We start from the raw sequence: 25,092 nt of genomic DNA on the forward strand, positions 1-25,092 counted from the left end.
GCTGAGTTTTAGATTAAACACTGAGTCCCAGCTAGATCAAAAGTAGGGGGGTTATTACATGTCTAGACTAGCAAGAATATCCAAACTAGTCTTGCTAATATCCTGTTTCGCGTTATTGGTCGTAACGCTGTCATGCTTTGCAGCCACCAAACCGCGAAAGCTGACGATCGGTGCCATCGTGCCTACATTGAATCATGAATTCTGGAAGCGCTACGTCGAATTCATGAAAAAGGGTGCTCAAGAGCTGGGGGTTAATCTCATTGTATTAAATGCCGAGGATAGCGGGGATAAGTTGGTACAGTATATTGAGGATCTTGTCTCCCGCGGGGTGGACGGGTTGATCTATGTCCCATATTTTAATACCGGGCGCAAAGGGATCATGGAAGCAGCGCGTGCTAATATCCCAGTCATATGCACAGATACCTATCCGGAGAATCTGACCCCCGGGAAGGAATTCAAGAATTACATATCGTTCATAGGCCCGAGCGACGAGAGCGCAGGCTATCAGATGGCGCTCGCCCTTTTTAAACATACACCCGCAGCCAAAGATGGCAAGAAATACATAGGCGTGGTCAATGGGACTCCGGGAACGTCGGTTGCGATCAACAGGAGAAAGGGCTTGGAGAAGGCACTTAAGGAACACCCGGAAGTTGTTGTCGTCGGGGAGGTAGTAGGTTATTTCGTACGAGATAAGTCGCAGTCAGCGACCGAAGACCTGTATCAGGGCCATCCGGAAATCAAGGGGATTTGGGCCGCGAATGGCGGGACAGCTACGGGGGTTATAGCTGCACTGAAGAGCTTTGGTAAGAAACCAGGCAAGGATGTAATGGTAGTCGGCATGGATTTGAATCCTGAGAATGTAGAGGCCGTAAAGGACGGAGAACTTCTTTTCGATATTGGAGGACACTGGCTGCAAGGGGGATTCGCCCTTGTAATAATGTATGACTATCTACACGGCTACAAGGTGCGTCCCGAAGAGACCAGTGTTGAATTGAGTCTGTTGCCGGTTATGAAAGACACATATGACCGGTATATGAAGGATTATCCCAATGGAATGCTTAAATATGATTTCAAATCACATTCTCGTGTATATAACCCTTCAGCATCTCGCGCCATCGTCGAGTTAAAGTACAGTGAGTGACCAACTATTGAGTTGACTATCTGAGGTGATTACTGCGGTAACCTGAGGTAGCGATCTCGTATTGACCGGGCAGGGGTACCAGCAAGGTACCCCTGCCTGTCGGGGCGGTTTAGGGGGGAGTCCGTGTGGAATTGATCGCGCACAATATCTGCAAATCCTTTGGCCCCATCAAGGCCCTCGATAACGTCACGATAGCCTTCAAAGCAGGAGAGGTAAAGGCCGTAGTTGGTGAGAACGGCGCCGGGAAATCTACTCTGGTAAAGATATTGGCAGGACTATACCGGCCGGACTCGGGTACAGTGACCCTGGATGGAAGGTCCTATAACCCAGCCAGCTTAAATGATGCAGTGAAGAGCGGCGTTGCCATAGTCCTTCAGGAGACGACCATAAATCCCTGCCTTACCATAGCGGAGAATATATTTATAGATCGCCTTCGGGACTTTGTCAAGCCGAGTGGGCTAATTGATTGGGGCAAACTGAAGGCCGAAGCTCAAAACGTGCTCGATAGCCTTAACGCTGGCATTGATGTGAATTCAAATATCGAGGGTTTGGATCTGGGTCAATGGAAAATCATCGAGTTGGCCAGGGCTATTTCTCATAAACCCAAGGTTCTATTTCTAGATGAGGTAACAGCATTCCTGGGAGCTCGTGAGGTGCCCGCTCTTCTAGGCATTGTTGCGGAGCTGAGAAAGCGGGGGATAGCCATCGGCTACATATCCCATCATATGGGCGAGGTCTTCAAGATAGCCGATACGATAACCGTAATGAAGGATGGCAAATGGGTTGCAGACCGGAAGGTGTATGAAGTAACACGCCAGGAAATCGAGGCGATGATGGTCGGCAGGGACATAGGCGAGGAAATGTACCCGAAGCGGGATAACGAGCCTTCCACAGATATGGTTTTATCCGTAGATAATCTCAAGGTCCCGGGTTCAGTAAACGGTATAAGCTTCGATTTGCACAGGGGAGAGGTGCTTGGGATCGGTGGATTGAAGGGTAGCGGCGGCGAGAGCATCCTTCGCGCGATCTATGGTGACATGCCTTTTGGTTCAGGCAAGATGGTCTTGGAGGGGGAACCTTTTTGTCCACGAGGCCCCTACGATGCTGTGAAACATGGAATTGCCCTTGTCCCCGGGGAGAGGACCTTAGAGGGCTTGATTACAATCCTTTCAGTCATGTTCAATATGTCCCTCATAGCCATGCCTAAGAGGGGCCTTTTGCTGGATAGGGCCGCTGAAGCAAGACTTGCTAAAGCATATGTTGCGGAACTAATGATCAAAACGCCCGACGCCATGACTGCCTGCGCCAATTTGAGCGGTGGCAACGCCCAGAAGGTTGTTCTTGGCAAGTGCCTGGCCAGTAGACCCAGGGTGCTGCTCCTAAACAATCCAACCAGGGGAATAGACGTAGGCGCCCGGTATGAGATATATCACCTTATCAATAGACTAGCTTCTCAAGGGTTGTCGATTATACTTCTCAGTGAAGACCTCCCTGAACTCCTGTCAATGAGTGACCGCATCCTGATAATGCGTCAAGGGCATATTAATAGGTCTTTTGGTCGAGAGGATAAGCCCTCTGAAGAGGAAGTCATAAGCTATATGTTATAGCAGGCGCTATCGGAGGGGAAAACACCCCTTATTTATTCCCGTATAGAGGCGAATGACAGAGGTGAGTCTTTATGGAGGACAAGGTGAGCGGTGTATATGTGACAGCGGGGGAAGCTCCAACAGGAGTAAGGAAGGTGACGAAGATCCGATTCACTGCACGAAACTACTTCCCCCTTCTTGCTCTAGTTGTATTATGCATAGTCTTCACCATCATGTCTCCGCGATTCCTGACGTTCAGAAATATGATCATCATCTTACAACAAGCTGTCATATTGCTTGTTGCCGGCCTGGGGATGACATTTGTCATATTGGGTGGTTCCATTGATTTGTCTGTCGGTTCCATTGTAGGAGTAACCGCTTTGACAGCGGCAATTTTCGCAGACAAGATCGGTGCGGCCGCCATTATCCCTGCGGGCCTGGTCGGCCTGATTTGCGGGACGATCAACGGCACCATCTTCGCCAAGGGTAAGGTGCCTTCCTTCATAGTCACTCTGGGGGGACTGGTAGCTTACAGAGGCATTGTATTGGCCATTACCATGGGGACACCGGTTCAAATCCTGAATGATACCTTTTTGACGGTGTTCAGCGGGCGGATCGCCGGGATTCCGAATTCCGTTATCATCGGGGCTGTTGTCACGGTCCTGGCATATTTTGCACTCAATAACCTTCCGTTTGGAAGAGAGGTCAGGGCTGTAGGAGGGGGTGAGAGAGTCGCGATCCTTAGCGGTATCAAGGTGGATAGGGTCAAGATATTGATGTTTTCCCTCTGTGGGGTCCTTAGTGGTCTGGCGGGGGCCTTGCAAGCTGGGAGGACATTAGCTGCGACTGCGACACTTGGCGATGGAATGGAACTGGATGTCATCGCCTCCGTGGTTGTTGGCGGAACCCCGCTTACCGGAGGAATCGGAAGCATTCAAGGAACGGTCTTGGGCACGCTGATCATCACTGCCTTGAGCAATGGTTTGAACATGGCCGGCGTATCGCCCTATATACAATATATTGTTAAGGGGCTTGTGCTGGTATCGGCGGTCTTTGTAACGATAGATAGATCAAAAATTGGAATCATCAAATGAAATGAATATGCTAAGAAATGGGGAAAGAAATATGAACAATACGAGCAATACGAGCGATAAGATGAGAATTGGTATCCTGGGCTTTTCTGATGGGGAGCCTGCAGTGCATGAGCAATTAAAGGATATTGTACAAAAGCAGATGGATGCAATTGCAGCTGCGCTCGAGAAGACAGGTAAGGTTGAGGTCGTGCGCGGCAGGGGTTTGGTCAATTCGGCCCGCATGGCCAAGGATGAGGCATTGAGAATGGTGGCGGAGGATGTCGATGGGGTCATCTTCTCCTACGGGGTGTTCAGCTTCCCGAACTTCTCCGCAATCGCTGCCAGGAATAGCAGGAGCCCCATTCTTCTCGCCGCCAATCTGAACCCCGATTGGCCCGGCATGGTTGCGATGTTGGCTGGCGGTGGGGCTCTAAACCACCTCGGCATCAAGCATTTCAGGGTTGCGGGGGATATAGACGACCCGGAGGTGCTGGAAAAGGTGATGGCATTCTGCCGTTGCGCCAGGGTTGTTTCCAGGCTGAACGGGCAAACCTACGGCCTCATAGGCGGCAGGAGTCTCGGAATGTATAGTGCTACAGTTGATATGCAGACATGGCAGAGGATATTTGGTGTCGATATCGAACATATAGATGAATCCGAAATCTTGCGCTTAGCAGATACTATCCCGGCTGAGAAGGTCGAGTCCGCTTTTAGATGGCTTACGGAGAAAGTTGGGGATATAAGATACGACGGGGCGAAATTGACTCCGGAAAAGCTGAAGACACAGATCCGGCATTATGAAGCGACCAAGAGGCTCATCAGGGAGAGGAATCTGGATTTCGTCGGCGTCAAGTGCCATTATGAAATGAGCCGCAATTATTGCACTCAATGCCTCTCGGCTGCGTTTTGCAATGATCCTTATGACTGGGATGGGCCTAAGGAACCGGTCGTTTTTGCCTGCGAGGCTGATTCTGATGCTGCGCTGACCATGCAGATATTGAAGGAATTGACCGGTGGCCCGGTTATCTTTATGGATGTCCGGCATTATGATGCCGACGAGGATGTAATGGTTTTCTGCAATTGCGGCTCCCAGTCCACATACTTTGCCAATAAGTCGATGGATCCTAGAGAGAACCTCAAATATGTGACCCTTTATCCTGCATTGGATATCTACTCTGGGGGTGGAGCCCATGTAAACCTGATGACCAGGGCTGGCAAGGCCACTATCGCCAGGTTGAACAGGACAGAAGGCAAATACAGGATGACGATCACCCCGGCGGAATTCGTGGAGTTGCCTCGGGAGAAGATGAAAGAGACTACAGAGGAATGGCCTCATGTTTTCGCGAAGCTCCCGTTCGACCATGAGCTTTTCATCCAACAGTTTGATGCCAACCATTGTCATAGCGTATATGGGGACCATGTAGAGGATTTGAAGATGATTTGTAGCATGCTGGGTATTGAAGTGGAGATTCTAGGTGAGCGGTAAGCGGTAGCGGTGGGAACGGTAGGAATTGTACTTAAATTTTAATTGCCGCGTTCGCTTGCTTTATCGTATTCATCGCTCGTTTGCCTTGCTGCATTCACCTGCAGCGAAGGCTTGTCCAACCAAATACAACCAAATATAAATGTTTATCCAAATGCCTGCGTAAAGGCTACCTGTGAGTTGGAGGCGATTCCCTTGCTCATAGCTATTGGTTGCGATGATGCGGGGTTTAAACTCAAGGAGATAATAAAGGGTTATCTGGTGGAGTCGGGATATGAGGTCGAGGATTATGGCTGCTATACCGAGGATCCCGTCGATTACCCGGATATAGGCTATGCTGTGGCGGAGGGCGTGGCCTCTGGCAAACATGACCGCGGCATACTGATATGCGGTACCGGGATAGGCATGGCCATCACGGCAAACAAGGTTGCGGGGATCCGGGCGGCGGTCTGTCATGACGTTTATTCAGCGGAGCGCGCCAGGAAGAGCAACGACGCCCAGATCATGACCCTTGGAGCGCGAGTTATTGGGCCTGAGCTTGCAAAGAAGCTGGTGTCCATATGGCTTGAATCCGAGTTTGCCGGGGGCAATTCCAAGAGAAAGGTCGACAAGATAATGCAGGTGGAGGCCAGGTACTTGCGGAGGGATGTGGGCTGAGCATAGCAAATTCCGGCCGTAATATCCCTGCGAGCTTATCTAAGCTCGTTTTAGGCACTTTCAAGGAGAGCGTAGCGCAGGTTAGTGTAGCATAGGTTATTTGGAAGACATATCTCCAAGGCCAATTCAGTAGAGATTTAGAACTGGGGTGGTAGATCTTGAAGAAGTTCATAAATAACCCTGATGTGGTTGTTGACGAAATGGTCGAGGGGTTTCTTTATGCGCACGGGGATCGCATAAGGAAGCTTGATGAGGCGAGGACCCTTGTGAGGGCCGATGCGCCGGTCAAGGGGAAGGTTGGGATAGTCACGGGCGGGGGCTCGGGCCATAAACCCTCGTTTATCGGGTATATAGGCAAGGGCATGCTGGACGCCGTCGCAGTCGGGGAGATATTCACCTCGCCACCCCCTGGTGCGGTATATGAGGCCATCAAGGCCACCGACGGTGGCAAGGGGGTGCTCCTCCTGCTCGGCAACTACGCAGGGGATGTCATGAATTTTGACATGGCCGCGGAGCTTGCGAGGGGCGAGGGAATAGAGGTTGAGCAATCCATAGCAACAGACGATGTGGGCTCGGGATTCAAGGATGATAAATCAAAGAGGAGGGGCGTAGTAGGGGAGTTTCTGATCTGGAAGATGACCGGGGCGATGGCTGAGCGCGGGGAGGGCTTATCTGAGGTTAAGAGGATAGCGGATAAGGTCAACCAGAACACCCGGACGATGGGGGTTGCGATATCCCCGTGCACTGTGCCCGCCGCAGGGAGGCCAACCTTTACGCTTGCAGATGATGAGATGGAGGTTGGGGTCGGCCACCACGGGGAGCCGGGGCTTAAGAGGGAGGAGCTAAGACCCGTGGATGAGATAGTGGATATGCTTTGTGCCGAGGTCATTCCCGATCTTCCATTTGAGGCTGGCGACGAGGTTGTAACGTTGATCAACGGCCTTGGAGCAACGCCCCAGCTCGAGCTCTACATAGCAAATAGGCGGCTCTTCAAGAACGTAACGGATAAGGGGATAAGGATATACAGGGCGCTTGTAGGGGAGTTTTTCACCGCCCTCGAGATGGCGGGATTCTCCATCACCCTGTGCAGGCTCGATGATGAACTGAAGGAGCTGCTTGATGCTGAGGCATATACCCCGTATTTCACTCAGGCCGGGAGATAAGGTTCAGGGGATCGGGAGAAAAATGAGCATGGAGGCGCAAATGGGAGAGATGTGCATGGGCAACACGGGTGAGGTCGCGAAGATTACGAGTAAAGATGTGCTAGCCGCAATTTACAGGATATGCGATGCGGTTGAGGAGAATAAGGCATATCTCTGTGAGCTCGATGCCGCCCTGGGTGACGGGGATCACGGGGTGAGCATGTCCAAGAGCTTCCGGGCCGTGAGGGATAAGCTCCCGTCCCTTGAGGGGAAGGATGTGGGGGCCATCCTGAAGGCGGTGGGCATGGCGCTCATCTCTACAGTGGGAGGGGCCATGGGCCCGCTTTTCGGGAGCGCGTTCTTGAAGGCTGGGGAGAGGGCGGCCGGCAAGCAAGAGATAGGGCTGGATGACATAGTTGATATGTTCATTGCGGGTGAGGAGGCCATAGTAGCGCGGGGCAAGGCGAAGGTGGGGGATAAGACTCTTCTCGATACGGTGCATCCGGCGGTTGAGGCTATAAAGGAAGCGAGGGCGCGTGGATTATCGCTTGTTGAGGCCTTGAGAGAGGCTACTAAGGCTGCGGAGCTGGGCATGAAATCAACCGTAGGCATGATAGCCAGGGTGGGGCGGGCGAGCAGGCTGGGGGAGAGGACGATAGGCCACCAGGACCCCGGTGCAACGTCCGCGTATATCATCATAAAAGCCGCGATGGAAGGACTTTAAGATCATGTGTTAAAACCCTTCAGGGTTGTCGATGAACCCGATATCGTTCACGATGACAAGGAGGTCGTCAAGAAGGCCTGCGGAATCAAGAATCAAGAGTGTGGATCGAATCGATCTCCTCCTCTTGGGTTAGATCAGCAATTCCTGAGAATATAAAATAAATATAAGTAGGTGCATTCATTGCACCGATATCCTCCTCGGATACCCCTAGTCACAGGCCGTTTTCGAGGAGGATATCGCTTTGGTTTTGAATAGTCGGTAGTCACACAAATCGGCTCGATCAAATAAGATTAAGATAATGAAGCCATCTGTGGCACCGAAGTCTAAAACAGGCGTGTTACTACACCTTCAAGTTACATGCACCCTAGCCTCAATGTTCAGACGATCGCCTTTTTCTGTTTTTGTATCCCTTATGGTCCCTGAAGGAAGCTCCGCGACACAACATGCCTCATGCACCACAGGGGTTATCCTGAAGGGCTTAACTCCTTCCGCAAGCCAAATTACACGAAAACTCCTATCCAAAAAGAGAATATCTATGGGGAAGCGCATAAAAAAAGTATGAACGCATCTACACGGAATTAATACTATTCCTTCACCGACGGGAAGGCTCGCCCGCCCGAGAAGCCCCACGAGCCGTCCCACAAACGTTGAAGATATCAAGGTTTTCTCTACAAGGATAGTTCCTTTTGTTATATTCGTGATCGTCATGGCTACCTCGATGCATAGGATACATTTAAAAAATCCAAAGTACATCTCACTGGGCCCAGTTCCCCATCTTCATGAAGGTCATGACTATCTGGATTGCTGCCGGCCCGAGAAGCACGATAAAGATAGTCGGGAATATGAAAAATACCAAGGGAATAAGCATTTTAATCGGGGCCTTCATTGCTGCCTCTTCAGCTTGTTGGCGCCTTGACATTCGCAATTGAGCTGCCTGTATTCTAAGCGTATTCGCGATGCCTACCCCGAGTTGGTCGGCCTGAATAATGGCAGCAATCAACGAAGAAACCTCTTGAATCTTTACACGCTCGGCAAGGGCTCGTAATGCTTCACGTCTAGATTTGCCCACCCTGATTTCCTGAAGCAGTATACCAAATTCGTCTGAAAGTGGCCCCTTCTTTCTCTCTATTACCTTTGCAAGTGCACTATCGAAACCCAATCCTGCTTCTACGCTTACAGTAAGAAGGTCAAGCACGTCAGGAAGGGCCTTCCTTATTTCCTTTTCCCGGCCGCGTTTCTTGCGCTTTATCATTATATCCGGGAGAAGAAGACCTATAACAAACCCAGAGATTCCCAAAATAATTGCCTTTAAAACTTCCACCTCACAAGCCAGCGAAAGGAGCAAAGTACCCAAAGGCAATGCAAATCCTGTAATCAGTTTTAGAACCAGGTACTCATTAGGGTTCATACTCCCCGTATTCCCTGCGCCCTCAAGCCTCTTTCGCACTGACTCTTTGACAGTTTTTGGCGCGATACCTGCAATAGCCTTAACAACCCTACGCAAAACCGGAAATACTACCCGTTCATTTATGGATTCCGCGAGCTCTTTCTCGCGTTCCGAGGCCACACAAGAAGCTAATATCCTCCCCAATCTCCTTCTAACCCGGTTTTTGTCGGCCTCCAAATGAGACACAATCCCTAGCGTGACCAATGTCACACTTGCAAAGACAAAGAAGGATATGACGTAAATGCCGTTTTGCATACTTCTTCACTTCCGTAAAGACTTATATAAAGCCGCTTTAGCATACGGCCTTAAACTTCGATCTTAAACTTCGATCGCCACAATCCTCCGGATTATGAGAGCACCGAGGATTTCATTTAGCACAGCATATGCTAACATTAACTTACCAAGAGGATGGGAGAAAAGCACACTCATATATTGCGGATTGACGACAAACACAAAGGCCCCGATCCCTAAAGGTAACATACCAATTATCAAGCCTGATAATCGTCCCTGAGCCGTCAGTGTTCTTATTTCCCCTTTGATTCTTACCCTTTCTCGTATAGTGGTAGCGATATTATCAAGTATCTCTGAGAGATTCCCGCCAACCTGGCGCTGGATCAATATAGCTGTTACTACCAAATCCAGATCATCACTCTTGATCCGCTTTGCGAGACTGGACAGGGAATCTTCAGTCGTCGCGCCCAGATTCATATCCTTTAAGGTACGAGAGAATTCTTCCGAAATCGGCGGAGGCATCTCTCTTGATACTACATCCATAGCCTGGAGAAAACTGTACCCTGCGCGTAAAGAGTTAGACATCGCAGTAAGAGTATCAGCTATCTGTCCGTTAAAGGCTGCGAACCTCTTCACCCGGCGAATATGAACGAAAATCCAGGGGCTAAATGCTCCTACTGCCGCCATAAAGAGAGAAAGGAAGAGACTTTCTGTAAAGATAAAGGTCCCACCTGCGAAACTTACTATCATGAAGAGATTAAGGACTACAAATTCCGAGCCGCGTAATGGCAAATTTGCCTGCTCTAATCCTTCTTCCAGCTTCTGCGCATAACTCTTGGTTTCAAATACCCTTCCCATCCTGCGAAGAGCCTTCCTGAAGCCTATAAAGGTCTCCGTGTTTCTCCCGGCCGGGCTGGTGGGATTCTTCGTCACATACTTATCCAGCCTGCTCCGCATCAAATGGGTGCCGTCACTCGAAGCGCTCATTATTCCTATCACTGCCAGGGCAATCGTCAAAAACGCAAGGATCGTTATAACAATCAGCATCATGAAACTCCTCCTCATAATCCCTACCCGAAAATCCCGGGAGGGAGGTGAATTCCATGAACCTCAAACTTCTCAGCAAACTTGGGTCTTATCCCTGTGCCGCGGAATCTCCCCATTACTTTTCCACTTTCATCAAGACCTTGCTGTTCAAAAACAAATATATCCTGGCTGGTGATAATCTCCCCTTCCATTCCTTGGACCTCGGTAACCTGCGTAACCTTTCTGGTTCCATCACGCAAACGAGACTGATGGACTACAAGATCGATAGCCGAGGCTATCTGTTCCCTTATGGCTCGCACGGGTAAATCCATCCCTGCCATCAATACCATTGTCTCCACCCTTGCAAGCAGGTCACGTGGGGAATTAGCATGAGCAGTGGTAAGAGAACCATCATGCCCCGTATTCATGGCTTGGAGCATGTCGAGAGCTTCACCACCCCTGACTTCTCCCACCACTATCCTGTCCGGTCGCATTCTCAGGGCGTTTCGGACAAGGTCCCTGATCGTTATCGCACCCTTTCCTTCTATATTAGGCGGACGAGATTCAAGCGTGACCACATGATCCTGTCTCAGTTGAAGCTCTGCGGCATCTTCTATTGTAACTATCCTCTCATCCTCAGGTATAAAGGAAGAAAGCACATTCAGAGTTGTAGTCTTACCACTCCCCGTTCCCCCTGAAACAACAATATTCAGGCGGGCTCTGACGCAGGCTTCCAGGAAATCTGCCATTTCTCGGGTAAGGGTCCCAAAGGAAATCAAGTCCTCCATCGTAAAGGGATCCTTCGAAAACTTCCTAATGGTGATACAGGGCCCCACAAGGGAGAGCGGGGGAATTATGGCATTTACGCGCGATCCGTCGGGCAGCCTGGCATCTACCATAGGACTTGCCTCATCAATGCGCCTGCCAAGAGGGGCTACTATCCTTTCAATAACATGCATTACATGGTTAGAATCCCTAAAGCTTACGTCCGCGAGCTCCAATTTGCCGTTACGCTCAACATAAACCTGATAAGGTCCGTTAACCATGATTTCGGTAATAGCAGGGTCTTGAAGAAGAGAGTTGATAGGACCGTACCCTATCACGTCGTCGAGGACTTCGAGAATGACTCTCTGGCGGTCACTGGGAAGAAGGGTAGGCTCCTCCTCGGCGAGGACACCAGTAACAACCGCTTCTACTTTCTCTCTTAGCTTTGCCTGTTCATCAGGACTATTGCCTTTTTCCAGTAGTTCTCTGTCTACTTCTTTCACAAGGCGACCGTGGATTTTCTCTTTTACGGCACTCAAGGGATCTTCCTGTCTTGACATTCTGGATTCCTGTCTTGTCGGCTTGCGATGAAGACGCCTGACGAGTTCATTTTTCTCACTTTTAAGCCTTTGGAGATCCTTTTCTCCTGTCTTGGATTCTCTATTACCCTTAGCGTGCACAGGCCTCGTATGCTCAAGCCGCGTAAGTAGTGACACATTTCTCACCTCTCATTCGAATCAACTTGTGTGAAGATCTCTATTAGCATTTTTGCAAGGCTCCTCACGCTTTGGGAGATTTTAGATGAAGGATTGCCAGTCACGAATGGTACCCCCCTGTTCACGGAGGGTATCACGATCTTGCCGTCGCTGGGAATATGGGCATCTACGGAATGTCCGAGCGTTTTTTCCATTTCTTCCGGTTTTATCCCTATCTCCCGCGAAGAGCGATTAAGAATTATCCTTGTCTTTCTCTCAGGATAATGTAAAGAACTCATTAAATCGAGACATAGCTTCGTATTCTTAATCGCTGGAATTTCCAGGGTGGTTACGAGGAGAATTAAATCAGCTATATCCAAAGCTGAAAGCACATTTTCCGAAAAGGACTGGGATGTGTCAACCACGATATAGTCGAACATCTTTTTGAGGATGTTGAGGACTTCCCGAACGTGTCCGGGTTCAACCAGCTCTGCCTCCTCGGGCCTCATTGGGGCTGCAAGGACTTTGAGCCCAGACCTATGAGTAACCAAACATAATTCCACAAGTTCTCTATTGATTTCTTCCTTCTTTGCAATATCCGCCATAGTATGTACAGGCACAACATCAAGTAATATCGCCACATCACCAAACTCAAGATCGAGATCCACAATAGCAACTCGCCCCTTGGCTTCTTGAGCTAAACTAACAGCAAGATTTACACCAATTGTAGTCTTACCGACCCCACCTTTTGTGCTGAAGACAGTAATGACCTTGCCATCCTTCTCATGGGGCTTTCTGGATGAATTTGTTATGCCCAAATCCCCTTGATGTTCTCTTCGCTTCCTGTCGACCTCGTAAGCCCGTCTTACCCTATCTAGAAGCTCTTTCGCAGTGAAAGGCTTAATGAGGTACTCCCGCGCGCCAGCTACCATAGCCTCTCGCAAGTACTCCGGCTCACTATGGGCCGAGATAGCAATTATAGTGGCCATGGGGACCTCCAAAGCAATGGTCTCAATGGCACTTATCCCGCCCGCAATCGGGATATTCATCTCTATAAGGATCACATCAGGCCAAAAGCGCTTGGCCAATGAGAGAGCTTCTTCCCCAGTTTTAGCCTCTCCAACAACCTCAAAATCATCTTCCAGACTTAGGAACTTCTTTATATTCTCCCGTGTTTCAATTGCATCATCGGCTATAAGCACCTTCATTTTCTCTGCCACACTTACCGCCTCACTTATTCATAAACTCTCTCGGAAGTCCCTCCGGCTTGGCAGGACTTGTGATCCTTTCAGGAGGAATGGTTTCCCCGAGTTTCACGATCCGAGGGGTTACGAATATAAGAAGCTCCGTTTCCTGCTTCTGAAACTTCTCGCTACGGAAAAGTGCCCCTATGATTGGGATATCCCCGAGAATGGGTATTTTGTCCTGAGTCTTTACATCTTCTGATTGAATAAGACCGCCAAGAGCTATCGTGCTTCCATCTCTTACTGTCAGATGAGCCTCTGCCCGCCTTGTCTTAAACGCTGGTATCTTCCAGCCGCTTATTAAGAGGGCGTTCTCCCAGTCAAAGCTGCTTACTTCAGGAGAAACCTTCACGTCTATGTTTCCTAACTGATCAACGGTTGGGGTGATATTGAGTTGGACGCCATAGGGCTTCCATTCGAACCTGATGTTCCCATTTTCTTGTCCCAGAAAGATTGGGATTTCACCTCCAACCAGGAACTTTGCTTCATTCCCGCTGAGGGTGAGCATACTTGGAGCCGCCAGAAGCTTGACCAAACCCTGTTGAGCGGCAGCCTCAAGCTTAGCCCGAAAAAGGCTCAAGCGTTCCAGGGCTGAACCCGCAAAGATTTCCCCTATCAACCCAATCTGGGGAGAAAGAAGTTCAGTTTCAGGGGTAAGCGAAGGCACCATTTTTGTGCTCGGTAATTCAATGTCGCCTTGACCTGTAACACCTCCCCACCGGATGCCCAGATCTCGGCCCACGTTACGCCTTGCCTCGATAACTTGGACCTGAAGTAAAACCTGTATTGGGTTTTTAACCTGCAAAAGATTTACGACCTTCTTACCAAATAGATCCGCAATTGTCCGCGCACGCGCTACGTCGTTTTGGGTAGGAACCTCCCCTTCGAGTAGGAGCGCCCCTTCTATGGAGGAAACTTTTACCCCTTCTATACCTATCAGGTTTTGAACGAGTTCCTCTATGGGGGGAGATTTAGGAGGCAGCTTTTCCTTGGGTTCCGCTGGCTCTTGCGTGGAAGCTGGCGGCTCGCCACCCGATTTCTGGGCTGGGATCGGAATTTCACTAGCCTTTTTTGCTACCTCGATCAGGTTGGTTACGCGGTCCGAGTAGAGTCTTGCTATGGCTTCGGCGCGCGTCCTCTCCTTTTCCTCTTCAACGCTCCCCTCGAGAAGAACAGCGCCGTTCACAGCAAGTAGCTTTATCCTCGGATCGTTAATCTCTCTTGATATGATTAGAGCAAGAGAAGGAGGCTCGGGCTTAGGCGCTGGCTTGGGCTCTGTCGCCGGCTTAGGCTTTTCCTCAACTTGAATAAAGTTTAAGACTTTATCAACATATGCCTTGGCTACTTCTTCGGCCCTTCTAGCTTCATCTTCATTTCTAACGTTACCCTCTAAGATAGCTGTCTTGTTCGCTATCCTCACGTCAACCTCAGGAAAACCTATTGTTTCCTTTATCTGGGAAGCAAGCTTAACCCCTTCAGGGAGTTCAGCCTTCGCGGGAGGTTCCTTTACCAATATTAAATTTACAACCTTGTCAGAGTATGCCCTTGCAATTTTCTCAGCGCGCTCCAACTCCCTCGGGCTATCCACTACCCCCTCCAGGATGAGCGTCCCTCTCGCAATCTTTATCTTTACCTCCGAAAGCCCAATCATCTGCTTTATTTCTGGGATAAGTTGTTCCAGAGTAGGCTGAATCTCTGGAGCCTGGGCTGGGGACTTGGGTTCTAAGGATTTAGATTGAACTTTTTCTACACTTTCTGTAACCTCAATCAGGTTTGTAACCCTCTCAGAATATAGCCTTGCTATGGCTTCGGCGCGCGTCCTCTCCTTTTCCCGCTCAACACTGCCCTCGAGAAGAACAGCACCGTTCACAGCGGATACCTTTATCCTAGGATCGTCGATCGCCTTTGATATTATTGGAGCAAGGGGAGGAGGCTCCTGCTTTGGCTTTAGCTCTGGCTCTGGTTTAGGTTTGGGCTTTTCCTCTACCTGGTGCTCGGTTACTGAGATGAAGTTTAGAACCTTGTCAGAATAAGCCCTCGCGATCCCCTCAGCTCGTGCCTTATCCTCAGCCTTATCCACCCGGCCCTCAAGTAAAATAGTTTCATTAGCAATCTTGACCGTTACCCCGGGAAGGTCAAGAAGCTCGCTCACTTTCCTCGCGAGAGATGTCTTATCGCGGTGCACCTGGACACAATACACCTTCACTCCGTTTTTATCCCAAACGTGAAGGGTCGTTTGGCCTGGAGACTTCGCATTTACTATAAGCTCTTTCTCAGATACTACAACCACATCAGCAACATTCGGATCTCCCACTGCGGCCCTTGAGAGCCCATCGAAGTTAAGCAATCTGGACCCTCCCACAAGGATGGGAAGGATTTCTCCGCTATCCTCATTTAACACCCTATTGTTTTGGGAACTTTGAGCCGAAGCACCAAAGTTCGAAGCCCCCCATACATGCTCGGGGGGAAAGATAACAACGATGATGAGGGTAGACACGACAACGAGTTGTGATACTAGACCCCATAAACATAAAACCTTAAGGGAATGCTTGGTGAGCATATGCCTCTTCATTCTGTTTCTCTGGCCTCCCGAAGTGTTACATAACTCCTCTCAGTACCTCTTATAACTTCCACCACTTTCGGCGCTACAACTATCCTTTTTGAGGCTGTAGCCTTAGGTGGTGTAAGATTAGTCATGGTAATCTTGGCTTTTTCCGGGGTTCGGACCTCGATTCGTGGGCTCCCAGGTGGTTTTGGGGCCTCACCCAGGATTTCTTTAGGTGTTATACCTGATATCCTGGTGCCCACATTCATAACTTTTAAGACACCCGTGTGAGAGCCTGCTCCCGAAGGATAATTTGTAGGGGAAATAGGGCATAACGCCAACCTAAGGCTACCTATTTCTTCAGCAAGTGTAACCCTTTCCGCTTCATCTGGAGTAACTGCCAGGGTTATACTTGTAGGAACTTTTGCCTTCCCTTTATCCCGATCCTCCATTTCCTGGGCAACGGCAAGGACCTCAACATTTCGAAGAACTGTTACGGTAGTGTCTACTCCCGCCCTGTCTGCACTGAATGTTCCCAGGACATCCACATGGTCTTTGGGTTTAACAAATCCACCGACCCCTATGACCTCATTTACCTTTACAGTCACGGCACGTTTCCCGGGGGGGATAGAAAGCACGAGCCCAACCGCCTCTCCCTTCTTCAAGAGCCTCGACCGAAGCACCTGCTCACCGGGGAGTATTTCTGACCTCGTGATGATCCCCAGAGCATCCTCGAGTCTTGTTACGGCATCCGGGTTAATACTCTCCTCGGGCAATTCCTTGAGATAGATCATTTCAGAAGTTATTAGAGTGCGCGAAGGAATTGCATTTTTTGCGACCACTACCTTTGCCATCTTAGGCATCGGTGTCGCCGGTATAGACGTGGTGAGACTTTTAACATAATAGTAGCTTGCGACCGCGGCAAAACCCCCAAGGATAACAGCCATTATAAGAGCTACTTTGCCGCCCCTCATATCCCCTACACCCCTATTCCTGGTTTTCTTGCATAATTAACTACCTTGGTTAGGTCCATTCGAAAGATGCTTTATTCCACAAGCTTGTATGACCGTAGCCCAAAGTCTTCGCCCTCTCCGATTTCGCCATCAGCAGTCGCCTTTATGAACCGACCGATAACGGAACTATGACCTCCGTGTCCTTCTACACCCTCCAGGAAGAAAGCGGCGAATCCTACTATGCGCACCTTACTTCTTCCATGAACATCCAAAGAATCAATTATGGGGACATAAACGAGCCGGGGACACCCAAGAACAAAGTTATCATATGTGCACTTAGGAGTGTGGTTACACTTGGCTATGCGCTCTTCTATTCCACTTGTGGGGCCTACCATGTTGCCTGGCTCCGTTTCTACCTCGTCACCTACATGAAGCATGTCCTGGTAGCCTTCCACTAGATTACGTCGATAATTGGCTGCACCCCTTCCCCCGAGGGCAAGACAGCCAAAGTTCCCGGAATGCGGCCACTCCGGTTCACCTGAACCATATTTAAGGATATATCGTTCCCCATACTCAAAAGCTTGTTTCTCAACCCCAAGCGGGACCACCCCTCGTATGCCGGTGACCACTCCGACTCGCGCCCGTGACTTCGCCCCCACCTTTGCTTTAGAAAGGCCAAATATCCTGGCGAAATTTAAGTCTACCCCTTGGGAAGCCTCAACCATGATCTCTCGTTTGTCTTCTGAAACACTAACCGCCAAGTGAGTGTCAGGTACCCCGTTTCTATGGGCGAACTCCCATGCAAGACTCTCAGCTTTCTGAGGATCTTCCGGCAAAGCCTGAACACCGGCAAGGGCAGCAGCATCAACACCGTTGACAAGCCGAACGCGTACCAAATAAAGAAGCCCTGCGTCTACCACAAACGCCATAAAGGAAAGGAGCACGATCATGGCTAAAGCGATAACCACAATAGCGCTTCCTCTCTCATCTTTGAGCCACTCAATATTTATAAATCTCCAAAACATGCTAAGCGCCTCTTCGGCGGAAGAGTTCACTCGATCCTCATTGTGGTACGGCCCGACACTAGAAACGGGTTCGGGATAATGTGATTAATAAGCGGAACAATAATATGGACGGGATATTGGACCTCTACAGTAAGCTCCTGGCCACTTTTGCGTTCCCCTTCCGATGGAACAATAGATATAGTAAGTTTTGTGGGGTCAAGGAAGCCAGATGCACTTTTTGCCGCATTTATAATTTCTTCATCAGTCTTTCCAAGAATCCCCACGCGTGCCGCCTCCCGTGAAGCATGCACAACAGTCAGAGAAGCATTAAAGATGCGTCCAAACTCTACAATCCCGGTAAGCAGAAGGAGGAGGACCGTCATGACAATAGCCATCTCTACAAGAGCCTGGCCCCCTTCATTTCGGATAAAGAACCGCCAAAACCGCAATCGCGCCTTATTTTCAAAAGGCATAAATCTGCTAATAGATATCAGACCTGGCCTCCTCATCTTCCTCACCACATCTTCCTCACCACGTAACCTTTTGAATACGGTTTAGGTTCCCAGAAGATTAAGATAGTTCAAAATAATATTTAATGCCACGCCGGAACCGATAGCGAGGGAGTATGGGAAAACGGCGGGGTTTTTACCTATCTCCTGGAGAAAATCCCTAAAGTAAACTGCGCTCATGCCTGGCAAAAAAAGGCTAATAAAGCCGAAGACGATTGCCCTCAAAGTTATCAAAAATCTCCCCTGTATTACAAGAATTACGCTTGCTATAATACCCCCCGCAATGGCCCCACAAAGTGCAGTAGAGAATACCTCCCTCGGGCCTATCAATGCCCCCAACGCCCCGAGAAGCTTCACATCCCCTGCACCGATCCCTCCTAGGGTAAAAGGGACAAAAAGAAGTACTATCCCGACCAGAATCCCCTCGATACTAAAAACAAGACCCGGGAAGCCTTTTCCCCAGAGGTTTATGGAAATGCCTGACACCATGCCGGCGAAGGTTAGCCAATTGGAAATCCTTCGGGTTTTTAGATCAGTATAAGCTGCGATACTCGCAACTAGCAAGGCAATAGAATACCGCACCAGCATCTCTTTGCTCCTCCATTAGGCCCACATCTACCATCTCAACTTAACTTCGCCCCTAGGCTTCCATTAACCAGGGCTGGGGCCTGGCCCTCCACCCCGAACATGCACCAAACTATGTAACAAGATCATATATATCTTACTTCCTGGACATTCTCGCAATTCATGCCGGTACTCATAGGGTGAGGCCAGGCTCCATACCCCAGACCCCAGAAAACCCTTCTACATCTTCTATTCGCTACTAACTGGAAGGAACGGTTGTCTCAATCTCGCCTTTCAATTTGTTGAAGAGATCCTTAAGCTTTCCTCCGAGAAGAGTCAATGCAGCAATTACCACCACAGCAACAAGCGCCAAAATCAAACCGTACTCGACCATTCCTTGTCCGCTCTCCTCATGAAGGAGCCTCTTCAAGAGCCTTTTCATTCCTTTTCACCTCCAATTCAAAAAATTCGCCCCAAAGGCTTCTTCTAGAACAAAATAAACCTGTTTCCTGCCGCGTTACCACGGAGAAAACAGGTCATCATTCGTTCTCTTCGGCAACCCGGCGATCATAACTGAAAACTTCACGTTCCCAGTTTTAGACCCGTAGCTTTGCGTCCTTGCCTTTCGGCAAGTTTGCCTTTATCGGGGAATAACCTATTTACAATCCTCGAATTTAAATATATTATAACACCAATAGATAGAGAATTATATAGGTCAAAAGTCCTATTTGGCTCGTTTTCGGGAAGACGAGCCAAAGATCGCAGTCTTCATCAGTTAGTAGAGGGATCGGGGGATGCTTCGCCACTATATTGACCTCGCGCTCGGGATGGATTCCCGACTGCTTATGGCTCTTCGCTCCTATACCCATTGCAGATTCCTAGACCTGACCATGCCATGGGTCACCTACTTAGGAGATGGCCTTGTGCTGTTTATCCTCTGTTTGGCGACATACCTTCTGGGAGATAAGCATGGCAAAAGCGCGGCGGTCAGAGCAATCAAGGCACTGGTCCTTTCTGGTGTGGCTGTTCAAGTTGTTAAGCATATAGTAGAAAGGCCCCGGCCTTTCGGCGGTTCACTTGACTCATTCCCGTCCGGCCACGCCACCGTAATTTTCGCCCTGGCACAAGTGTACGGACTTGAATATAGAAGGCTTAGGCTGCTTTTCCTAGCGCTTGCGGCACTCGTAGGGTTTTCTCGTCTCTATGTAGGGATGCATTATCCCATCGATGTCCTGGCGGGCGGGGCCATGGGACTCATCGTGGCTACAGTTCTACTGAATCACGAGAAAGCCATTAGACAAAGAGAGCAACACCCCCCAAAAGATGGATGTCGATCATGGTTTATGATTTCCCGATTTTGACACCCGATTTTGACATAAAAATGAACATGCATAAGTCCGCTACATCATTGACATACAGACGGAAGAGAGCTATGATAGTTATGAGCATATGATTAATATTTCCATAAAATGCTTATGGGAGGCGGAAGAAATGCCCAGAGGCGATAGTACAGGTCCTCCAGAACAGGGTCCTGGCACTGGACATGGTCTTGGGATGGGTATTGGCAAAGGCAGGGGAAGAATGGGCGGCTCCAGGCCTGGAGCGGGACCAGTGGGGGAGTGCATCTGTCCAGTTTGCGGCACAGTTGTACCGCACCAGCGGGGGGTTCCTTGTTATCAGATAAGGTGTCCTCAGTGCGGGGCCGAAATGATAAGGAAATAGGTACTTGCGAGGTACCCTGAGAGAAACTTCAAGGGAAGGAGTTCGGGCGCAAGACGATGAGAGGCTTTGATGTAGTGGTTATTGGTGGGAGCGCGGCAGGAGTATCTGCGGCATTGACCTGTCGCAGGCATTATTCTGAAAAGAGGGTTTTATTGATTAGAAAAGAGAACCATGTGGTGATTCCCTGTGGTATACCTTACATTTTTGGTACTGTAGGAAGCCCCGAGAAAAACCTGATCCCTGATTCCATGCTCAATAAAAATAATGTTGATCTCATGGTGAATGAGGTTACGGGAATTGACCGCGAGAGCCACACTATCTCTATGTCTGATGGGGAAAGAGTTGAATACCGGAAACTCATTCTCGCAACCGGATCCTTGCCAGTAGTACCCCCAATCCCCGGCGTAAACAAAAAGAATATCTTTGCAGTAAAGAAAGAGGTCTCTTATCTTCAGCAGATGCTGGATGCTTTAAAGACCGCTTCCAACCTTGTAATTGTAGGATGCGGTTTCATCGGGGTGGAGTTTGCTGAGGAATGCAAGAAAAGGCGGCCAGACATCAATATCACGATTGTTGAAATGATGAGGCACTGTCTGATGCTCACTTACGATGAGGAGTTTTGCATAAAGGCAGAAGAGGTTCTTAAGAATTCGGGTATAGAGATACTTGGGGCGGAGAAGGTGGAAGGATTTCTGGGTGAGGAGAAGGTAGAGAGAGTGAAGCTTTCCAGCGGAATAGAGCTTGCGGCTGATATGGTTATCCTCGGCATCGGGGCCGCGGCGAATGTGAAACTTGCTCAAGAGGCAGGGCTTGAGTTGGGGCCTACCAGGGGAATCCAGGTCAACCGATACATGCAAACAAGTGACGAGGATATCTTCGCCTGTGGGGACTGTGCTGAGAAGGTGTCCTTTTTTGATGGGAAGCCATCCCCCCTGAAGCTTGCGTCGATAGCAACTATGGAGGCGCGGATAGCAGGGGCGAATGTGTTTGGTACACGCCGAATGAATATGGGTGTGATCGGCGTTTTCTCCACCATACTTGGGGGGACTGCGTTCGCTGCCGCAGGGCTTACTGAAACAACGGCGAAGAATATGGGATATAATGTCGTGGTCGGAGAGGCTGAGTCCGTCAATCGCCATCCAGGGGGTATGCCGGGAGCTGAAAATCTAAAGGTCAAATTAGTATTCGAGAGAGGGACTGGTGTGCTTCTTGGAGGTCAGGTTTCAGGTGCCGAAAGTGGCGGGGAGCTTATTAACGCCATCAGTGCCTGCATTCATCAAAAGATGACTGCTGATGATATGGCCACTTTTCAGACGGGGACTCACCCCGCGCTTACGGCCTCACCGATTGCATATCAATTAGTCAACGCGGCGGAAATGGCTATCATGGCAATAAAATCTTAAATATGGCCTTTTAAATATGGCCTCACGAAGGCAGGCAGTAGGAGGCAGGCACTACCGGTTAGCTGCACGCCGGTTCCAATGTAGGGCCTGTGGCCATGAATTCGAAGTGCCCTTTGGCACCAGGAGCGGGGGATTGAAATGAGGTATCCCCAATGTGGCGCCCACCAGGTACACCGCATTGACCAGAGCGGGCAATGGTTTTGGAAATATGCCCTGGGGTCGTCATGGCCGGGGATGGAATCGAGGGAGTGATTCTAGTGCGATATATCTTTGGTCCCGTGCCTTCGAGGAGGCTCGGCCTTTCTCTTGGGGTGGATATCGTACCCTTCAAAACCTGCTCGTTCGACTGTATATATTGCCAACTTGGGAGGACCACCTGCAAGACGATAATACGTGATAGTTTCGTGAGTTTTGAGACAATAGTTAATGAATTGAAGGGAGTATTGCCGAAAGTAACGGCCAACTACATTACCTTCTCAGGATCAGGTGAGCCTACACTCAACCTTGATCTTGGTAGGCTCATCAGGGAGGCCAAGGAGCTTACCTCGATTCCGGTCGCAGTTCTAACGAATAGTTCGTTATTTGGCTATCCAGAGGTCAGAAGGGAACTACTGGACGCAGATCTGGTCGTTCCTTCTCTTGATGCGGCAAGTCAGGAGGTCTTTGGGGGGATCAATCGGCCGTACCCTGGGCTGAAGGTAAATGATATTATTCACGGCATTAAGGCATTTTCATCGGATTTCGGCGGTAAGCTTTGGATAGAGGTTATGCTGGTTAAGGGTGTAAACGATGATGAAAGAGAACTAGCTAGAATATCCTCCGCTCTCAAGGGTATAAATGCGGAAAAGATACAGTTGAATACAGTGGAAAGGCCTCCTGCTGAATCCTTTGCCAAGCCGTTGACCGAAGATGAGATGGAGAGGATTAAGAGTTACTTCGATGAACGCGTGGAGGTGATTACTGCGCCAAACAACCGGCAAACCTCTATTGGGCAACCCACAGCCGAGGAAGAGGAAAAGGATATGAAAGCTGAGTATGATCGGATACTTAACCTTCTGAAACGGAGACCTTGCACACTTGCAGATGTGGCAAGCGGTTTGGGACTTAATATGAATGAAGCCTCTAAGTACCTTGGGATACTTCTAAGGCTCGGCCTTATCAATGTCGATAATTCCGCAAGTGGGAAGACGTATTTCCATGGTTGACATGGCCGATAGATTCTGGGTTAGTAGACCTGGAATATATTTTTTTGACATAGTTATTGACATATGGAATAGCGGGTATAGTAGGTTACATTGAAGGTCAAGAGTTCATAGCCGTGGAGCAAGCACGTTGCCGCGATTCCTGCATCTGCAAAATCCACTGTTATCCCTTTCCACCGGTTTTCCCTTATTATCTTTCCAGCTAGATTGGCTTCAGCCTCCCCAAGGGCAATGACATTCAATGTATCAAGTAGTTGGTTTGTCTTTTCTTCCTCGCCCTTGTGGACCCCCAGCAGTAAACTGAGAATCCCAACCCGCCTTTGAGTGGATGACCCCCTTAATCCCGTTTTGGGTGAGCTTGGGAGAGACCATCTTTCTAGCGGAAGGACCGTCTCTGGCTAGTTATTCCCAGATTAGGTTCATCTTAACAGACCGACATCTTTAACCAGGTCTAAGGGGCGGGGCAGATACCTGTGCCTATGTTCTATGCATTGAACCCTCTGGAGGCGATCAACAAAGCCGGTGAGAGTTCGCGAACAACTCACCAAGCTCCCGCGGCAATTGACGCCTGTCGATACTTTGGAGGCCTGCTTGTGGGTGCACTCAATGGGGAATCCAAGGATAGGCTGCTTTCAGAACATTATTCTCCTATCCCTGGGCTTTGGGAGAATAAGCCGCTTGCGCCTGAGGTCGACAAGGTTGCTTCAGGTTCTTTTAAGCGTCGAAGTCCTCCTCAGATACACGGTACAGGTTACGCTGTAGAATCGCTTGAAGCGGTTCTTTGGGCTTTCTGCAGCAGCGATTCTTTTGAAGAAGGGTGCCTTCTAGCGGTTAACCTCGGTAACGACGCAGACACCACAGGTGCGGTCTATGGGCAACTCGTCGGGGCGTTTTATGGAGAACAAAACATTCTAAGTATAAGGCCATAAATTTACACCGGTTTACCAACACGTCCCAGGGGTTACCGGTGTTGCGTTCCGGGGACGGCGCGCTTGCGGCGCGCCTCCGTTGAAATTTGGCGCGAGGGCATTGCCAAATTTCAAAGGCCCCGTCACGCAAGCACCGGTAACCCCTGGAAAAGTAGCGATGATTTTTGGACTTATACTTAGAAGCATGGCGCATGAAAATCGCCCACCGGGATTTAATTGTTACCGAGGACAGGCTCAAGTTACAAACCTTCTGGCAGCGGTTATATGAGGGAGGGTGATGCAGAGTGGCAGAAGCAACTGAATGGGTGACCATACAGGAGGCGGCGGATCGGCTGAAAGTAAGCAAGGTGACTATTTATCGCTGGGCGCAGGAAGGCCTGCTGGCTATCTATAAATTCGGTCCAAAGGTGTCCCGGGTACGATGGCAAGATGTAGAGGCTATGGCACAAGCAAGGTACGCGCCTATGGGTGTGGTATTCACTGAGAATGGGGGTCAGGACAATGAGCGTTCATGAAGAATTGCTGAAGTTGATAGAGGCCCTACCGGAAAGCGAAATTCCTGTAGTCAAGAGTTTCGTGGAGTTTGTGTTAAGTAGGACCGCGGGCAAGGATTCAAAGGCCTTTTTAGACCCTGTTCTTCATGCCCTGGAGACTGCTCCAGAAGATGATGAGCTCGCCAAAGCCGGACTCGAAGCCAGCGTGAAGCTGAATCCGTTTTCGGTCAGGGTTGGATATCACGTACCGGCTGGCAGGCTCCCCGGGGAGAATAATGTTGGAGCATACCCGCTTTACTTACCCCCTGTCTCATCCCGTACCTTATGCGCGCTACGAAATATTTTGACGTATCTGTAGCATTAAAGCAGGATATCTGAAGTTCATGTAGTATATCTATATATGCTATAACGTTATATCAATGAGCATATAAAATCTCTCACGTTTCTTCCTCAAAAAATATAGGTGTCGCACATTAAATATTGAAGCGTTGCTGCTTGGAATTTATCTTAATGTTGCTTGAACGTTATATCATTTCTTTTCTCACGGGGGGAA

Annotated in this window: 25 protein-coding genes and 1 riboswitch; of the genes, 13 read left to right on the plus strand and 12 right to left on the minus strand. The window is 49.4% G+C overall.

Going from position 1 to position 25,092, the window contains the following annotated elements:
• Positions 1 to 58 precede the first annotated feature (58 nt).
• The 7 genes from HPY71_02485 (at position 59) to dhaL (ending at position 7,806) form a co-directional block, all read left to right on the plus strand.
• The gene (locus HPY71_02485; GenBank protein ID NPV52372.1) at positions 59 to 1,141 is read left to right on the plus strand and encodes an ABC transporter substrate-binding protein; all 1,083 of its coding nucleotides are present in this window, start codon (positions 59 to 61) and stop codon (positions 1,139 to 1,141) included.
• A gap of 125 nt (positions 1,142 to 1,266) precedes the next feature.
• Complete coding sequence (locus tag HPY71_02490; protein ID NPV52373.1) at positions 1,267 to 2,748, plus strand: sugar ABC transporter ATP-binding protein; 1,482 nt, start codon at positions 1,267 to 1,269, stop codon at positions 2,746 to 2,748.
• A 71-nt stretch (positions 2,749 to 2,819) separates the two neighbouring features.
• Entirely contained in the window at positions 2,820 to 3,821 is a 1,002-nt protein-coding gene (locus HPY71_02495) for an ABC transporter permease (protein NPV52374.1), read from the plus strand.
• Positions 3,822 to 3,852: 31 nt separating this feature from the next.
• Complete coding sequence (locus tag HPY71_02500) at positions 3,853 to 5,286, plus strand: L-fucose/L-arabinose isomerase family protein (GenBank protein NPV52375.1); 1,434 nt, start codon at positions 3,853 to 3,855, stop codon at positions 5,284 to 5,286.
• Between the two features lie 192 nt (positions 5,287 to 5,478).
• Positions 5,479 to 5,940 carry a ribose 5-phosphate isomerase B gene (rpiB, locus tag HPY71_02505; GenBank protein NPV52376.1) on the plus strand — a complete coding sequence of 154 codons (462 nt, stop codon included), beginning with the start codon at positions 5,479 to 5,481 and terminating at the stop codon, positions 5,938 to 5,940.
• Between the two features lie 158 nt (positions 5,941 to 6,098).
• On the plus strand, positions 6,099 to 7,103 hold the full coding sequence (dhaK, locus tag HPY71_02510) for a dihydroxyacetone kinase subunit DhaK (protein NPV52377.1): 1,005 nt from the start codon (positions 6,099 to 6,101) through the stop codon (positions 7,101 to 7,103).
• A 55-nt stretch (positions 7,104 to 7,158) separates the two neighbouring features.
• Positions 7,159 to 7,806: a dihydroxyacetone kinase subunit L gene (gene dhaL / locus HPY71_02515; GenBank protein ID NPV52378.1), complete on the plus strand. Its 648-nt coding sequence runs from the start codon at positions 7,159 to 7,161 to the stop codon at positions 7,804 to 7,806.
• Positions 7,807 to 8,154: 348 nt separating this feature from the next.
• Here the strand turns inward: dhaL and HPY71_02520 are convergent, their stop codons facing one another.
• From HPY71_02520 to HPY71_02570, 11 genes are all read right to left on the minus strand, one after another.
• Positions 8,155 to 8,514, minus strand: coding sequence for a DUF192 domain-containing protein (locus HPY71_02520; protein NPV52379.1), 360 nt, complete (start codon positions 8,512 to 8,514; stop codon positions 8,155 to 8,157).
• Positions 8,515 to 8,560: 46 nt separating this feature from the next.
• The gene (locus HPY71_02525) at positions 8,561 to 9,508 is read right to left on the minus strand and encodes a type II secretion system F family protein (GenBank protein ID NPV52380.1); all 948 of its coding nucleotides are present in this window, start codon (positions 9,506 to 9,508) and stop codon (positions 8,561 to 8,563) included.
• Between the two features lie 63 nt (positions 9,509 to 9,571).
• Positions 9,572 to 10,534 (minus strand): secretion system protein, encoded by a 963-nt coding sequence (locus HPY71_02530; GenBank protein ID NPV52381.1) that lies wholly within the window; start codon positions 10,532 to 10,534, stop codon positions 9,572 to 9,574.
• A 20-nt stretch (positions 10,535 to 10,554) separates the two neighbouring features.
• A complete protein-coding gene (locus HPY71_02535) occupies positions 10,555 to 11,835 on the minus strand; it encodes a CpaF family protein (protein ID NPV52382.1) in 1,281 nt (426 codons plus the stop codon).
• Positions 11,836 to 11,996: 161 nt separating this feature from the next.
• On the minus strand, positions 11,997 to 13,190 hold the full coding sequence (locus HPY71_02540) for a response regulator (GenBank protein ID NPV52383.1): 1,194 nt from the start codon (positions 13,188 to 13,190) through the stop codon (positions 11,997 to 11,999).
• Positions 13,191 to 13,200: 10 nt separating this feature from the next.
• Positions 13,201 to 15,786: a BON domain-containing protein gene (locus HPY71_02545; GenBank protein NPV52384.1), complete on the minus strand. Its 2,586-nt coding sequence runs from the start codon at positions 15,784 to 15,786 to the stop codon at positions 13,201 to 13,203.
• Positions 15,783 to 16,733 carry a Flp pilus assembly protein CpaB gene (gene cpaB / locus HPY71_02550; GenBank protein NPV52385.1) on the minus strand — a complete coding sequence of 317 codons (951 nt, stop codon included), beginning with the start codon at positions 16,731 to 16,733 and terminating at the stop codon, positions 15,783 to 15,785. Before cpaB ends, HPY71_02545 begins: the two co-directional genes overlap by 4 nt.
• Positions 16,734 to 16,804: 71 nt before the next feature.
• Positions 16,805 to 17,737, minus strand: a complete 933-nt coding sequence (locus HPY71_02555; GenBank protein ID NPV52386.1) for a Tad domain-containing protein — start codon at positions 17,735 to 17,737, stop codon at positions 16,805 to 16,807.
• Positions 17,738 to 17,763: 26 nt separating this feature from the next.
• Complete coding sequence (locus HPY71_02560; GenBank protein ID NPV52387.1) at positions 17,764 to 18,189, minus strand: pilus assembly protein; 426 nt, start codon at positions 18,187 to 18,189, stop codon at positions 17,764 to 17,766.
• Positions 18,190 to 18,270: 81 nt separating this feature from the next.
• On the minus strand, positions 18,271 to 18,813 hold the full coding sequence (locus HPY71_02565) for a peptidase A24 (protein NPV52388.1): 543 nt from the start codon (positions 18,811 to 18,813) through the stop codon (positions 18,271 to 18,273).
• A 235-nt stretch (positions 18,814 to 19,048) separates the two neighbouring features.
• On the minus strand, positions 19,049 to 19,231 hold the full coding sequence (locus HPY71_02570; GenBank protein NPV52389.1) for a Flp family type IVb pilin: 183 nt from the start codon (positions 19,229 to 19,231) through the stop codon (positions 19,049 to 19,051).
• A 109-nt stretch (positions 19,232 to 19,340) separates the two neighbouring features.
• Positions 19,341 to 19,438, minus strand: a riboswitch (cyclic di-GMP riboswitch).
• 178 nt (positions 19,439 to 19,616) lie between these two features.
• Here HPY71_02570 and HPY71_02575 point away from each other — a divergent pair.
• From HPY71_02575 to HPY71_02585, 3 genes are all read left to right on the plus strand, one after another.
• Positions 19,617 to 20,150, plus strand: a complete 534-nt coding sequence (locus HPY71_02575) for a phosphatase PAP2 family protein (protein ID NPV52390.1) — start codon at positions 19,617 to 19,619, stop codon at positions 20,148 to 20,150.
• A gap of 417 nt (positions 20,151 to 20,567) precedes the next feature.
• On the plus strand, positions 20,568 to 21,914 hold the full coding sequence (locus HPY71_02580; GenBank protein ID NPV52391.1) for an FAD-dependent oxidoreductase: 1,347 nt from the start codon (positions 20,568 to 20,570) through the stop codon (positions 21,912 to 21,914).
• A gap of 224 nt (positions 21,915 to 22,138) precedes the next feature.
• Entirely contained in the window at positions 22,139 to 23,119 is a 981-nt protein-coding gene (locus HPY71_02585) for a radical SAM protein (GenBank protein ID NPV52392.1), read from the plus strand.
• A 53-nt stretch (positions 23,120 to 23,172) separates the two neighbouring features.
• Here HPY71_02585 and HPY71_02590 read toward each other — a convergent pair whose 3' ends face one another.
• Positions 23,173 to 23,358, minus strand: a complete 186-nt coding sequence (locus HPY71_02590; protein NPV52393.1) for a hypothetical protein — start codon at positions 23,356 to 23,358, stop codon at positions 23,173 to 23,175.
• 237 nt (positions 23,359 to 23,595) lie between these two features.
• Between HPY71_02590 and HPY71_02595 the strand changes: the two genes are divergently transcribed.
• The 3 genes from HPY71_02595 to HPY71_02605 all read left to right on the plus strand — a co-directional run bounded on the left by HPY71_02595 (position 23,596) and on the right by HPY71_02605 (position 24,897).
• Complete coding sequence (locus tag HPY71_02595) at positions 23,596 to 24,045, plus strand: ADP-ribosylglycohydrolase family protein (protein ID NPV52394.1); 450 nt, start codon at positions 23,596 to 23,598, stop codon at positions 24,043 to 24,045.
• 284 nt (positions 24,046 to 24,329) lie between these two features.
• The gene (locus tag HPY71_02600) at positions 24,330 to 24,560 is read left to right on the plus strand and encodes a helix-turn-helix domain-containing protein (protein NPV52395.1); all 231 of its coding nucleotides are present in this window, start codon (positions 24,330 to 24,332) and stop codon (positions 24,558 to 24,560) included.
• The gene (locus HPY71_02605; GenBank protein ID NPV52396.1) at positions 24,547 to 24,897 is read left to right on the plus strand and encodes a hypothetical protein; all 351 of its coding nucleotides are present in this window, start codon (positions 24,547 to 24,549) and stop codon (positions 24,895 to 24,897) included. The genes HPY71_02600 and HPY71_02605 overlap by 14 nt, the downstream gene beginning before the upstream one ends.
• The last annotated feature ends 195 nt before the right edge of the window (positions 24,898 to 25,092 follow it).

The sequence above is a fragment of the Bacillota bacterium genome (genome assembly GCA_013178125.1).
In the GTDB taxonomy this organism is placed as follows: Bacteria; Bacillota; SHA-98; order Ch115; family JABLXJ01; genus JABLXL01.